Below are 12918 nucleotides of genomic sequence, written 5' to 3' on the forward strand. Positions count from 1 at the left end.
AGGTTAGCCCACGAAACAGCGCATGACGCTGTCCCGATAAAGGAGAGGATCACAGGTGGAAGCTCTGGCTTTAGAGCGCAAGGCTGAGATGAACCGCGAGCTGCGTGAGCGGCTTATGGTGTTGAAGAAGGAACGTAATGCCATTATTCTTGCCCATTATTATCAACGTGACGAAGTACAGGAGGTTGCCGACTTCCGTGGAGATTCGTTTCTGTTAGCCCAGAAGGCAGCACAGACAGATGCGGATGTGATCGTTTTCTGTGGTGTTCATTTTATGGGTGAAAGCGCTAAAATTCTTGCGCCAAATAAAACAGTTATTATCCCGGACGAACGTGCGGGCTGCCCAATGGCAGATATGGTGAATGTGGATGGACTACGCAAATTGAAAGCACAACATCCTAATGCCAAGGTGGTTACGTATATCAATTCCTCGGCTGAGATCAAAGCAGAGACTGACATCTGTTGTACATCGGCGAACGCAGTCCGGGTTATTCAATCGGTGGATTCCGACGAAATTATCTGGGTACCGGATAAAAACCTGGGACATTATGTGCAGCAGCATACAGACAAGAAAATGATTATCTGGGAAGGTTACTGCAACACTCACGATATGCTTACAGTCAAAGATGTGGTGGAGATGAGAGCCAAGCATCCCAATGCGGAGTTTGTTGTCCATCCAGAGTGTCGCCCTGAGGTTGTAGAAATGGGTGATTTTGTAGGCAGCACAACAGCTATTCTGGAGTATTGCAAAAATTCATCAGCGAAGGAATTTATCGTAGGTACCGAAGATGGTACAGGATATCAGCTTCGTCTGGATAGTCCGGATAAACAGTTCCACTTTGCTACCAAGTTCCTCGTATGTCCCAACATGAAGGTGAACAACTTGAAGAAACTGGTGAAATGCCTGGAAACGATGAAGCCGCAAATCTACGTGCCACCGGCCGTTGCCGACAAAGCCAGAGAATCACTAGAGCGCATGTTGTTGGTAAAGTAGGATGCGCTACTCTTGCTCCAAGACAGGTGAATAACATGATACCGCAATATTTAGTTGATTTTGATCTGTCTGCGCTACCCATGGTAGAGACGGATGTACTGGTTATAGGCTCAGGGATTGCTGGTTTGTTTACTGCCATTAAGGCAAGTGAACAACAACGTGTATTAATGATCACGAAGAAGTCATTACTTGAAAGTAACACCAGATATGCGCAGGGAGGCATTGCTGCGGTTATTGCTGAGGATGATTCACCTGCTTACCACTTGCAGGACACACTTGTAGCAGGAGCGGGCTTATGCCGCTCCGAAGCGGTAGAGGTATTGGTGAATGAGGGGCCGGACGGAGTGAAGGAACTGATTCGTTTGGGTACTTTATTTGATCTGGAGAACGGCGAGTTGGCGTTGACGCAGGAAGGTGCGCATAGCCACCGCCGTATTTTGCATGCCAACGGAGATGCAACAGGATATGAGATTGTACGTGCGCTTGCTGTTGAAGTGAATGAACATCCCGGGATTGAAGTATGGGATGAGCATTTTGTTGTTGACCTGATTACAGATCGAGATCGAGGGGAATGCATTGGCGCTCTGGTTCAGAAGGATGACGGATCGCAAGTGTTCGTGAAGGCACAGGCAACTGTTCTTTGCTCTGGTGGGGCAGGACAACTGTACCGATACACGACGAATCCGGATGTAGCTACTGCCGATGGTGTAGCCATGGCCTATCGGGCTGGGGCTATTGTTCGTGACATGGAATTTATCCAATTCCACCCCACCTCTCTATGTTACCCGGGAGCCCCGCGTTTCCTTGTGTCAGAAGCCGTACGCGGTGAAGGGGCATATTTGCGCAATGTGAAGGGCGAGCGCTTCATGGATCGTTATCATGCCCAGCTTGAACTGGCTCCACGCGATATCGTGGCACGAGCGATTGTTAGTGAGATGGAGTCCACCAACAGTACCTTTGTGTACTTGGACATTACACATGAACAGCCAGAGATGATCAAGCATCGGTTCCCTACCATATATGAGACTTGTATGCGTTATGGATTGGACATGACAACGGACTGGATTCCCGTTGCACCTGCTGCCCATTACATGATGGGTGGAGTGAAAACGGATTTAAGTGGAGAGAGCAGTATCTCCCGATTGTTTGCTTGTGGCGAGGTGTCTTCTACAGGAGTGCATGGAGCTAACCGCCTGGCAAGCAACTCATTATCAGAAGCGATTGTATTTGGGCGGAGAATTGTTGATCGTATTCAATCTCTCCCTCCGCTTGGTTTATTACAAGCAAGAGGGGCTACGCCTTCATCTGTGGACATGAATAAAAAGATCAACAAGATCACGGAAGAGCAAAAGCCGGTATCCGAAAGACGTTTACGACTACAGAAAATGATGGTTCGTCAGGTCGGCTTGCGCCGGAATGGTGAGGACCTGCAGAAGGCTATGGACAAGCTGCAACAGGAATTGCAATTTTTTGATCAGACACTCACTCATAAGGAAGAGCTGGAGTATGCCAACCTTCTGACCTGTGCCTGGTTAGTTACCAGCGGAGCATTACATCGCGAGGAGAGTCGGGGGGCTCACTATCGTGAGGATTTCCCGGCGCGTGATGATATCGTGTGGCAGAAGCATAGTCTGCAACAGCGAGAACAAGCGATTGTGGAGGAATTGATGTCATGATACTGAATGGATATAATGAAGGGCTTATCGAATCGATCAAAAACTGGCTTCGTGAAGATGTTGGTGCAGGTGACGTTACAACAAGTGTGACGATCCCGGCAGGCAACCAATCCAAGGCCATTATACACGCCAAAGACAATGGTATTATTGCAGGCATGATCGTAGCTGAACTTGTATTTCAAGTCGTTGATCCTGATCTTGTATTTACACCGAAGGTAACAGACGGAGACCAGGTCACCCATGGCACGATTTTGGCCGAGGTAGAGGGAAGTACACATTCACTGCTTACGGGGGAACGACTGGCACTTAACTTGCTGCAACGTATGTCCGGAATAGCTACGCGTACGCGTGCCTACGTGGATGTGCTGGATGGTCTTGAGACCAGGCTCGTGGATACACGTAAGACAACGCCGGGCCACCGACTACTTGAGAAATACGCGGTGCGCGTGGGTGGCGGAGCGAATCATCGATTTGGACTGTACGATGCCGTTATGATTAAGGATAACCACATCAAGGGTGCAGGCGGAATCACCGAGGCGGTACAGCGTGCGCGAACCGTTATCCCACATACGATGACGATTGAAGTGGAGACTGAAAATTTGGAGCAGGTGAGAGAAGCCTTGCAAGCCGGGGCAGATATCATTATGCTGGATAACATGCATCCAGAGCGGATGCGTGAAGCGGTTGAACTTATTCGTGAACAGGCTCCTCATGTGAAGGTTGAAGCATCCGGTAACGTGTCTCTTCAGACCATTCGTGGTATTGCAGAGAGTGGTGTGGATGTAATTTCGGTTGGCAGGTTAACCTATTCCTTTGAGAGCCTGGATATTAGTCTGGATTTAAATGAAAAGAAAGAGGGGTGAACCTCTTTGATTCTAGTTGTAGACGTGGGGAACAGCAATATGGTGCTCGGCGTATATCAAGGCCGGGAATTGCTGCACCACTTTCGTCTGAGTACATCACGTCAGTCAACAGTGGATGAATACGGCGTATTGATTTATAATTTATTTCATATGTCCGGCATCAGGGCAAGTGACATCGAAGGTGTCATCATCTCATCTGTGGTTCCGCCACTGGTGAATGTAATTGAAGAGATGTGTGAGAAGTATGTAGGCAAAAAAGCTTTGCTCGTTGGGCCTGGTATTAAAACTGGCTTGAATCTGCGATACGAGAACCCTCGTGAAGTGGGGGCAGATCGTATTGTTAATGCAGTGGCAGCCGTTGAGAAGTATGGCGGCCCTCTCGTCGTGGTCGATTTCGGTACCGCAACGACTTTTGACTGTATTGACGAGAAAGGCCACTATCTGGGGGGAGCTATTGTACCTGGCATTCAGATCGCCACTGAAGCGCTCTATGAGCGGGCATCCAAGTTGCCTCGTATAGAGCTGGAGAAACCTAAAAAGGTTATTGGCCGTAATACTATTCATGCCATGCAAGCAGGTATTATATATGGCTATGCAGGGCAGGTAGATGGTATTGTAGAACGTATTCGCGAGGAGATGGGAGCGAAGCCCCGAGTTATCGCGACGGGTGGTCTCGCTACACTTATCGCAGAAGAAACCCGTAGTATAGAGGAAGTTGATCCGCTGCTTACGCTTGAAGGGCTGCGTATTATATATGAGCGGAACCGGGAAAGGTGAGCATAGTGACGGCATACAGCGGGCTGAGATTACAGCTTAAGTGTTGTGCCGTTTTTTCTGTGTTACGACTATTATGGCGATACGCCAAAGGAGGCTGAATGACTTGGAAAACAACAACAAGCATGACCGGTTAATTCGTGGTACAGCAATGAATGGAAAGGTAAGAGCCTTTGCTATCCAGACTACGGAACTGGTTGAGGAACTACGCAGAAGACACGATACGTTTCCCACGGCTACAGCTGCCATGGGGCGTACGGTTACAACAGCAGCCATTATGGGTGCAATGCTCAAAGGTGAAGAGAAGTTAACGGTACAAGTCAACGGTGATGGGCCCATTGGACAGATTGTAGCTGATGCCAATGCGAAAGGCGAAGTACGAGGATATGTTTCTAATCCGCATGTACATTTGCCAAGCAATAGTGTGGGGAAACTGGACGTTGCAGGCGCGGTTGGAACGGAAGGTTTTATCAACATAACGAAGGATTTGGGACTGAAAGAACCATATCGTGGCAGTGTGCCTATTATTTCAGGAGAACTGGGCGAAGACTTCACGTACTACTTTGCGCAATCGGAGCAAACACCTTCTGCTGTAGGCGTTGGTGTGCTCGTTGATACGGATAATTCCGTTATTGTCTCAGGTGGATTCATTATGCAGCTGTTGCCGGGATTGACAGATCCAGAGATCACGGCGATCGAAAACGCCATTAGTACGTTGCCGCCAGTGACGACGTTGCTGGAGCAGGGACTTGAATTGGAAGAGTTGCTTCGCCGATTATTGCCAGATGTACAAGTGATGGAAGGATTGGATATTCATTTTAGCTGTGAGTGTTCACGTGAGCGGGTAGAGAAGACACTAATCAGCCTGGGCCAAACGGAGATGGAGCAATTAATTGAAGAAGAGGGCCAGGCTGAAGTGGTCTGCCAATTCTGTAATGAAGCCTATGACTTTAACAAAGAACAACTTGAGACCATCCTAGAGCAAGCCAAGAACTGATCTATGCGGGGACGGGATGCGGAATGACAAGACAGGAAAAAGGGTTGTGGACGGCTGTAATTGTCTTGACGCTAGGTATGCTGGTCATGGGTAGTGTGATGGCTATGCATGGTCTCAGACAGGGCAAAGACGAGGCAGATGCATCCCATGATGCCAATACGGAAGAAGGAAGCACCGTAGCGACGATCAACGGAGAAGTTATCACGGACAAAGAGTGGACCGATGCGCTGAAACGACGTTACGGCAGTGAGTTATTACTCCAGATGTTAAACCGTAAAGCAGTATATGCCGAAGCAATTGAACGCAAGCTGATCGTCACTCCCCAAGAGATTGCAAGAGAACTTGGCGCCGCGATGGATGGGTACGATTCAGAGAAATCATATTTTGACGAGATGAAGTCTCAATTGGGCCTGTCAAAACAGGAACTTGAATTGGAAGCCGGCTACAGGCTGCTGCTTGAGAAAATCGCAACGATCGGTATACAGATCAAGGATGCAGATATTGAGCATTACTGGACTGAACACCGTGAGGATTACGTTTCCCCCGAGAAATATGACTTGTCCATCATCGTAGTGAAGGAAGAAGATGAAGCCGATTCCTTACTGGATGCGTTGGAGAAGGGGGAGGACTTTGAAGAAGCTGCTCGCAAGCAATCGACAGACAGCTTCTCTCGTGATGCTGGTGGCAGGCTGGGATGGATTGAGCGGAATGATCCATTCCAGTCAGAAGAAATCCTTCAACTTGCTGCCGGGCTGGATGTAGGCGATATTGCCGGACCGGTTCGAGTGGAAGAAGGTTATGTTATTATCAGACTTAATGATAAAGAAGAACGCCAGGTGCAATCGGCCGAAGAGGTCCATGAGGAGATTCGAATGCAACTGGCTCTGAGTCAGGCTGATCCGTTGCCGCAGGTAGAGCAAATGCTGCGTAACAAGTATGAAGCCGTAATTCTGTCCGAGATTCCTGCCTCCTGAATTCAATGGAAAAGACTTCCTCTTGCTGCTGCATCTTGATAAAAATACTCTGTCTGCGGTCTTAGGGCCAAAGGCAGAGTATTTTTTTTAAGTACTCATATTGACAATAAGGGTTAACGTTGATAAGATGAAAATAATAAATACCTACTCGTTTACTCGGATATAAAAGATTTATTTATGAACAAAGAAACTTTCGGAAACCTCCGCCCTGTCTAGAAATCTTAGCAGTAAGGGATAGGATCAACAGGATTTCCGCAGTTCTTCTATAACAGCTAGAGGCTACCGGCCGCACAGTATAGGTTAACAGGACTCAAGTTTTATTCATCCACTAAGGAGGGCATTCATATGGCTAAAGTAGTTAATAACGTAACAGAACTCATCGGAGGTACTCCGCTTGTTCGTCTGAACCGTATCGTACCTGAAGGCAGTGCTGAAGTATTCGTGAAGCTGGAGTACCAGAATCCAGGTTCAAGCGTGAAAGACCGTATCGCAATTAGCATTGTGGAAGAAGCGGAAAAAGAAGGCAAGCTAAAACCAGGTGATACCATTATTGAAGCAACAAGTGGTAACACGGGAATTGGACTCGCGATGGTGGCTGCAGCCAAAGGCTACAAGTCCGTTATTGTAATGCCTGAGACGATGAGCTTGGAGCGTCGCAACTTGCTTCGTGCGTATGGTGCTGAGCTTGTGCTTACACCTGGAGCTGAAGGTATGAATGGTGCTGTTAAAAAAGCCGAAGAACTGCTGAAAGAAAACCCTTCCTATTTCATGGCTGAGCAATTTAAAAATAAAGCCAACGTGAAGATCCACCGTGAAACGACTGGCCCTGAGATTGTTGAAGCAATTCAATCTGTGGGTGGTACGTTGGATGCTTTCGTTGCGGGAATTGGTACAGGCGGAACAATTACAGGTGTAGGGGAAGTGCTGAAAGAAGCTTTCTCTGGTATTAAAATTGTTGCAGTTGAGCCAGCAGCTTCGCCAATTCTGGCGGGCGGCAAACCTGGACCACATAAGATCCAGGGGATTGGTGCCAACTTTATCCCTGAGATTCTGGATCAGGAAATCTATGATGAGATCATTCACATTGAGAATGATGATGCATTCGAGACGGCTCGTCAGGTAGCGAAGGAAGAAGGTATTCTGTCCGGTATTTCTTCAGGTGCGGCGATCCGTGCAGGTCTTCAGGTAGCGAAACAGTTGGGTGAAGGCAAGCGCGTTGTCGTAATCGTGCCAAGTAACGGCGAACGTTACCTCAGCACACCTCTTTACAACTTCGAAGGCTAAGTCTACAAATGACAAAACCAATCCTCCTTGCCCGTATGACGGGTATGGAGGATTTTTGGCGTAATGCTTTTAAAAGGGGCGGCGCTTTAGTATACTATCAGACAATAGAACTAGCGACAGATGGAGGGCGGCACACCGCAATGACACACCTGATGACAACATACGCCGACTGGATGGAGTGGGCTGAACAAGGCTGGACCATGATGCCCTATATCACGAAGTCGGATGAGGGACCGTATCATGGCGGTTTACCGTTATCGTGGGAGGCAGCTTGGGAGCAGGCGTCACCATACGCAATTGTGCTGGAGAATGGCAAAGGCGGGAGATATACATTTCTGGGGTTAGACCCCGTATCCGTAATTTCCGGTAAAGGTCAAGAAGCGGTTATTCATGATGTGACGCAAGGAACCACCTTGACGGACAGCGGCAAGCCGCTTGATGTATTGAAGAGATGGACTGCCCCATATAACGCACCTAAGGTTAATGGGGCTCCAGACTTTGGGGGTGGATACGCAGGTTATCTCAGCTACGATGTAGCAAGATCATTGGAGAAGCTTCCAGTCTTGGCTGAAGATAATCCGGCTCTACCGGATTATTGGTGGATGCGCTTTGAAGAAATATGGGCGTATGACCATGAGCAGCAGGCACTTTTCTGCATGGTTCATCTGGCTATAGAGCCTAACCGGAACGAAACGGATATCCGTAGTCTATATTCAGCGGCAGAAGCACGAGCGACAGCGATGCAGAAACGTTGGCTTCATATTATGGGGGCTGCACAGGCTGAGGAACAACAACAGGCACTGGAACGCCGCAACAAGCAGGTCAATCGTACACCGCAGCCTGAAGATGCGGAAAGGGAATCGGAAGGATGGGAAACCTCCTTTCCCCAGGAGGACTTTGAACAAGCTGTGCGTACGGTACAGGAATATATCAGGCAGGGCGATGTGTTCCAGGTGAACCTGTCCTTGAGACAGGAAAAGCGGCTTCATTCGAGCGCTGAGCATATTTATGAATGGCTGCGCCTTGTGAATCCATCACCGTATATGGGAATGCTGCGTAGTCCAGACTTTCAATTGGTAAGCGGATCTCCCGAGCTTCTGGTCAAAGTGGAGAATGGCAAAGTCAGTGCACGTCCCATCGCAGGGACCCGAAGAAGGGGCCGGGATGAAGCAGAGGACAAAGCTATGGCGGATGAATTGCTCAGCAGTGAGAAGGAACGGGCGGAGCATATTATGCTCGTTGATCTGGAACGGAATGATATCGGACGGATTGCAGCCTACGGTTCGGTTCATGCGCCTGAATTGATGACCATCGAGAAGTATTCCCATGTCATGCATCTCGTTTCCCAGGTGGAAGGCAGGCTGGCAGAAGGGTTATCCGTATTTGATGTGATCGCTGCGACATTCCCGGGTGGAACGATTACAGGAGCCCCAAAAGTCCGCACCATGGAGATTATCGAGGAACTTGAGCCTGTGCGGCGTGGGCCTTATACGGGTTCCATCGGGTGGATGGATTACAGTGGGAATATGGAATTGAACATCGTCATTCGTACACTTGCCATTAAGGACGGTATTGGTTATGTACAGGCCGGGGCAGGGATTGTTATTGATTCCGATCCATATCGGGAATACAAGGAATGCCGCAACAAGGCAAGAGCCATGATGAGAGCTGTGAATTACAGCGAAGAGGCGGAAGCAAGCAGAGCTATTGAACAAGAACAAGCGGAGCGAACAGAAGCTGTTAAACTAAATTAAATTAAAATAAAACGAAGCAACCGTCACTTGTGTTGACGGATGATGAGGAGGAGCAGGCATATGATACTGGTTATCGATAATTACGATTCCTTCACGTACAACCTGGTTCAATATCTGGGTGAACTGGGCGAGACGGTGGAAGTTCGCCGCAACGACGAGATTGATCTGGCAGGCATAGAGGCACTGGCACCTGATCATATTCTGATCTCTCCGGGCCCGTGTACACCGAATGAAGCGGGCATTAGTCTGGCAGTCATCGATCATTTCAAGGGAAGCATTCCGATCTTTGGTGTGTGCCTGGGGCATCAGTCCATTGGACAAGCGTTTGGTGGCAATGTCATTCGTGCGGAGCGCATGATGCACGGCAAAACATCCGAGATGCACCACAATGGGACATCGGTCTTTGCCGGATTGCCATCTCCATTCACAGCTACCCGTTACCACTCCCTGATTGTCGAGCGCAGCAGCTTGCCTGACTGCCTGGAGATTACAGCGGAGACAGCTGAAGGTGAGATTATGGGTTTGCGCCACAAAGAATATGCGATTGAAGGGGTTCAATTCCACCCGGAATCCATTATTACAGACCATGGTCATCAGATGCTTCGTAACTTTTTGTCCCAACAAGTGAAGGTTTAACATGCAATATGCCGCGATAAACGGAGAGTTGGTCAATATGGCGGCGGCCGTGGTTCCTGTAACGGATCACGGCTTTTTGTACGGACTTGGACTGTTTGAGACGTTCCGGACGTATCAAGGTGTCCCATATCTTTTGGAACGGCATCTGGAGCGCATGGCCTCGGGGTGTAAGGAACTTGGCATTCCTTTTACAACGACCGCAGCAGAGGTGACTGATTGGATTCAACGTTTGATGGATGCGAACGGACTTCGGGAGGCGTATGTGCGATACACGGTATCAGCCGGTGAAGCACCGCTAGGCTTACCTTCTGGTGATTATTCGAAGCCGAATCATATTTTACTGGCAAAAGCATTACCTGAACCTTCTCCCTCTTTATATGAGAGCGGCAAAATGCTCCAACGTTTGTCTACACCTCGCAACACGCCCGAAGGAGAAGTTCGGTTCAAGTCGCTGCATTATATGAACAGCATTCTGGCGAAACGGGAGCTTAATGGATACGGGCAGTATGTGCAGGGTGCAGAAGGGCTACAATTAACCCGTGATGGGCATGTCGCTGAGGGTATTGTCAGCAATGTGTTTTGGGTACGGGAAAATGTGCTCTACACGCCAGCACTCTCAACCGGCATTCTGCCGGGTATCACGAGAGCTTTGGTACTGGAAATTGCCTCGCAGCAAGGAATCCCCTGTATAGAAACGTTAGCTGCCTGGGAGGATATCCTGCAAGCAGATGAAATATTTCTAACAGGCTCGGTGGCTGAACTGGTTCCGGTGACAACTCTGCGGGATCAGGACGGAGCCGAAACGATAATTAGCAACGGACATATTGGCCCGGTTACAGCAGTCCTTCTGGGTATGTACCGGCAGAAAGCGGGGTATACTTCATGACACTTACACCTGTCATTTATGAACGGAACTATGCATGGGGGCCAGCTGAATTGAAGCTGGGTACAAGAACACAGATTATGGGCATTCTTAACGTCACGCCTGACTCATTCTCGGATGGTGGACGTTATACCAACGTGGAGCGGGCGGTTGCTCATGCCAAACAGATGATGGAGGACGGTGCGGACCTGATTGATATCGGCGGGGAGTCCACCCGCCCAGGTTCAGATGTCGTGGGCGCCGATGAAGAGCTCAGCAGGATTATTCCGGTTATTGAAGCATTGCATCAGCAAGCTCCGCACATTCCGATATCGGTAGACACGTATAAGGCCGATGTTGCACGTCAGGCTATTCTAGCCGGTGCCCATATTATTAATGATGTGTGGGGTGCCAAGGCAGATGCAGATATGGCCCGCACGGCAGCAGAGCTGGGGTGTCCCATCATTCTGATGCATAATCGGCAGGAGCGAAACTATACTGATTATCTGAGTGATGTCGTGAGCGATTTGCAGGAGAGCATACACATTGCATTAACAGCCGGCGTGAAAGCAGACCAGATTATCCTGGACCCGGGCATTGGTTTTGTGAAGGATCTCGGAGAAAATCTGAAGCTCATGTCATCGCTCGGTTTGCTCAATGAAATGGGGTATCCCGTTCTGCTAGCCACCTCACGCAAAAGATTCATCCAGAACACTCTGGATGTCGGGGCGGATGATGCGTTGGAAGGAACGGCTGCGACCGTTGCATTTGGCATTGCCCAAGGCTGCCAGATGGTTCGGGTTCATGATGTGAAACCGATTCGGCGGACGGCAGACATGTGTGATGCCATGTTGTATGCTTCTCCGGGTATACGGAGGAAATAATGCTGGCGGGTCCCTGGTGACCCGTCCAGTGGAAGCGCAGCGTTTTTCAAAGGCGAAGCTAAGGCATAACTTCAAATAGATTAAAATTTCAATATATATAGAGGGCAGGCGGATCGTATGGATAGAATGGTATTGCATCGTATGGAGTATTACGGATATCATGGTGTTTTTGCAGAAGAACGGAAGCTTGGGCAGCGGTACTATATTGATCTGGAGATTGATATGGACCTGGGTGAGGCCGGACGTAACGATGATCTGACCAAAACGATTAATTATGCGGAGATCCATGAGCTGGTGAAACAGATTGTAGAGAATAAATCATTCCAGTTAATTGAAGCTTTGGGCGAACATATTGCATCTTCTTTACTAGACACTTATACTATTATCAATGCATTGACAGTCAAGGTGACGAAGCCACATCCGCCATTTGATATTCATTTTGAGGGCGTAACGGTAGAGCTTCGCCGCACAAGAAAGTGAGAACCGATCATGATTGCACATTCGACCTCTGAATCTTCAGAGGCTTATATTGCTTTAGGGGCCAATTTGGGTGACCGGGAACAGACGCTGTTTGAAGCATTGTCTTTGCTGGATGAACACCCTCATATATCCGTTCTGCGTTGTTCTGCACTATATGAGACGGAGCCTGTAGGATATGTAGATCAGCCTGCATTTCTGAATATGGCAGTCGCCGTACAGGTGATGCTGACACCAGAGCAGTTGCTCACGGAATTACTGGATATCGAGAATCGGCTTGGCCGTGTTCGTGATATTCGCTGGGGACCGCGCACCGTTGATCTGGATCTGCTCTGGATGCAAGGTGAGACGCGAGATACCGAATTGCTTCAATTGCCTCATCCTCGTATGGGAGAACGGGCTTTTGTGCTGGTCCCACTGTCGGATATCGTACCGGAGGGCGAGATTTCAGGTTTGTATACCTTTGTACACTCATCGTTGTCTGTACTGGATGGAAAGGATGGAATACAGCTTTGGAAAACATGCAATTGGCCAACCGAATCCGGGCATTCCGGAAGCTGAAAGGTTTAACACAACATGAACTTGCGGCTGAGACCGGCATCTCGCTGGCCATTCTGGGAACCATTGAACGGGGAAACCGTAAGGTATCACAGCAAGAGCTCGATCGAATTGCTGGTGTGCTGGCAATCAGTATCGAGGAGTTGCGGGGCAACTAGGACCGTTTCGGTTTCGTCATGTTACAA

14 protein-coding genes are annotated in these 12918 nt (G+C 48.9%); all 14 read left to right on the forward strand.

Annotated features, from left to right (window positions below):
• The first annotated feature begins 55 nt into the window (after positions 1–55).
• Entirely contained in the window at positions 56–994 is a 939-nt protein-coding gene (gene nadA, locus MKY95_RS00310; protein ID WP_036606114.1) for a quinolinate synthase NadA, read from the forward strand.
• Positions 995–1029: 35 nt separating this feature from the next.
• Positions 1030–2670 (forward strand): L-aspartate oxidase, encoded by a 1641-nt coding sequence (gene nadB / locus MKY95_RS00315; protein WP_339199878.1) that lies wholly within the window; start codon positions 1030–1032, stop codon positions 2668–2670.
• The gene (gene nadC, locus MKY95_RS00320; RefSeq protein WP_047844509.1) at positions 2667–3533 is read left to right on the forward strand and encodes a carboxylating nicotinate-nucleotide diphosphorylase; all 867 of its coding nucleotides are present in this window, start codon (positions 2667–2669) and stop codon (positions 3531–3533) included. Before nadB ends, nadC begins: the two co-directional genes overlap by 4 nt.
• Positions 3534–3539: 6 nt before the next feature.
• Positions 3540–4310: a type III pantothenate kinase gene (locus MKY95_RS00325; protein WP_339196325.1), complete on the forward strand. Its 771-nt coding sequence runs from the start codon at positions 3540–3542 to the stop codon at positions 4308–4310.
• 73 nt (positions 4311–4383) lie between these two features.
• Entirely contained in the window at positions 4384–5304 is a 921-nt protein-coding gene (gene hslO, locus MKY95_RS00330; protein ID WP_047844508.1) for an Hsp33 family molecular chaperone HslO, read from the forward strand.
• A gap of 23 nt (positions 5305–5327) precedes the next feature.
• Positions 5328–6278 (forward strand): peptidyl-prolyl cis-trans isomerase, encoded by a 951-nt coding sequence (locus tag MKY95_RS00335; protein ID WP_339196328.1) that lies wholly within the window; start codon positions 5328–5330, stop codon positions 6276–6278.
• A 345-nt stretch (positions 6279–6623) separates the two neighbouring features.
• Positions 6624–7562, forward strand: a complete 939-nt coding sequence (cysK, locus tag MKY95_RS00340; RefSeq protein ID WP_036606108.1) for a cysteine synthase A — start codon at positions 6624–6626, stop codon at positions 7560–7562.
• A gap of 140 nt (positions 7563–7702) precedes the next feature.
• Entirely contained in the window at positions 7703–9316 is a 1614-nt protein-coding gene (locus MKY95_RS00345; RefSeq protein ID WP_339196331.1) for an anthranilate synthase component I family protein, read from the forward strand.
• A gap of 60 nt (positions 9317–9376) precedes the next feature.
• The gene (gene pabA, locus MKY95_RS00350; protein WP_036606106.1) at positions 9377–9952 is read left to right on the forward strand and encodes an aminodeoxychorismate/anthranilate synthase component II; all 576 of its coding nucleotides are present in this window, start codon (positions 9377–9379) and stop codon (positions 9950–9952) included.
• 1 nt (position 9953) lies between these two features.
• The gene (locus MKY95_RS00355; protein WP_339196334.1) at positions 9954–10838 is read left to right on the forward strand and encodes an aminotransferase class IV; all 885 of its coding nucleotides are present in this window, start codon (positions 9954–9956) and stop codon (positions 10836–10838) included.
• The gene (gene folP / locus MKY95_RS00360) at positions 10835–11698 is read left to right on the forward strand and encodes a dihydropteroate synthase (RefSeq protein ID WP_076254631.1); all 864 of its coding nucleotides are present in this window, start codon (positions 10835–10837) and stop codon (positions 11696–11698) included. Before MKY95_RS00355 ends, folP begins: the two co-directional genes overlap by 4 nt.
• Positions 11699–11815: 117 nt before the next feature.
• Positions 11816–12178, forward strand: a complete 363-nt coding sequence (gene folB, locus MKY95_RS00365) for a dihydroneopterin aldolase (RefSeq protein ID WP_036606103.1) — start codon at positions 11816–11818, stop codon at positions 12176–12178.
• Between the two features lie 9 nt (positions 12179–12187).
• Positions 12188–12736: a 2-amino-4-hydroxy-6-hydroxymethyldihydropteridine diphosphokinase gene (gene folK / locus MKY95_RS00370; protein WP_315372210.1), complete on the forward strand. Its 549-nt coding sequence runs from the start codon at positions 12188–12190 to the stop codon at positions 12734–12736.
• A complete protein-coding gene (locus tag MKY95_RS00375) occupies positions 12697–12891 on the forward strand; it encodes a helix-turn-helix transcriptional regulator (protein WP_036668438.1) in 195 nt (64 codons plus the stop codon). The genes folK and MKY95_RS00375 overlap by 40 nt, the downstream gene beginning before the upstream one ends.
• The last annotated feature ends 27 nt before the right edge of the window (positions 12892–12918 follow it).

The sequence above is a fragment of the Paenibacillus sp. FSL P4-0176 genome, assembly GCF_037975265.1.
Classification (GTDB): domain Bacteria; phylum Bacillota; class Bacilli; order Paenibacillales; family Paenibacillaceae; genus Paenibacillus; species Paenibacillus amylolyticus.